Origin of the sequence: Ruminococcus sp. MCC718, assembly GCF_018783905.1 — a bacterium.
Classification (GTDB): Bacteria; Bacillota; Clostridia; order Lachnospirales; family Lachnospiraceae; genus Hominisplanchenecus; species Hominisplanchenecus faecis.
The window spans coordinates 1-823 of record NZ_WQNP01000004.1 but is presented as its reverse complement, the minus strand read 5'-3'; the positions used below and the strand labels follow the sequence as shown (position 1 = coordinate 823).

At 44.8% G+C, this 823-nt stretch carries 1 protein-coding gene; it reads right to left on the bottom strand.

What is annotated here, in order from left to right; genetic code table 11:
- Positions 1-67: 67 nt before the first annotated feature.
- Positions 68-823 (bottom strand): reverse transcriptase domain-containing protein (locus tag GPK60_RS00780; RefSeq protein ID WP_252191252.1); only part of this gene is annotated, 756 nt, incomplete at its 5' end.

Sequence of the window (823 nt, the reverse complement as noted above, 5' to 3'; positions counted from 1 at the left end):
AGTAGGAGGCGGTGACTAACCGCCGTCCTCTCACACCACCGTGCGTACCGTTCGGTACACGGCGGTTTCAATAGTTGACGTGCACGGACTGATAGGCTGTGGCTAAATCATAGAAGCCACCGTTTATCAGTCTCTCTTTTGTCATGGCTTTCTTAACTGTTGTCAGATTCGCACAATACCAGTGTCCTCTTCGGCAGTTTGCCGCCATATTCGCATAGTATTCGTGTACTCCCATCTTTATCAGATTTCTTTTCTTTGTTTTTGGAAGTTTCCACTGTTTCCATATACACATGCGTATTCTGTGGTAGAGCCATCCGTTGATCTCTTCGATGTTGTTCTTCATGCTTGCTATTCCGTAATAGTTCAGCCATCCTCTTGCATATATCTTGATTTTCTCAAGGCTTGGCTTGATTGACTGACATCGTTTACGGGAAGACAACTCTTTCAGTCTCGACTTAAACTTTCTCCATGACTTTGGATGAACGCGAACATAAATACCCGTTCCATTCCTTCCCAATGCAAAGCCTAGATACTTAAAATTTCGGATTGCAAACACACTGACAGTACGGCTTTTCTTTCTGTTGACTGTAAGTTTCAGTTTCTCTTCAAGGTATTTCGTACTGCTTTCCAGAAGTCTCTCCGATGCCCGTTTGCTCTTCGCAAGGAGCACGATGTCATCTGCATATCTGACGCATGGGACTCCTCTCTTCAAAAACTCCTGGTCAAACTCATTGAGATAGATATTCGCCAGTAGTGGGGATAGATTTCCTCCTTGTGGCGAACCTTCCTCTGTTTCCATGACTACTCCGTTCTCCATTACCCC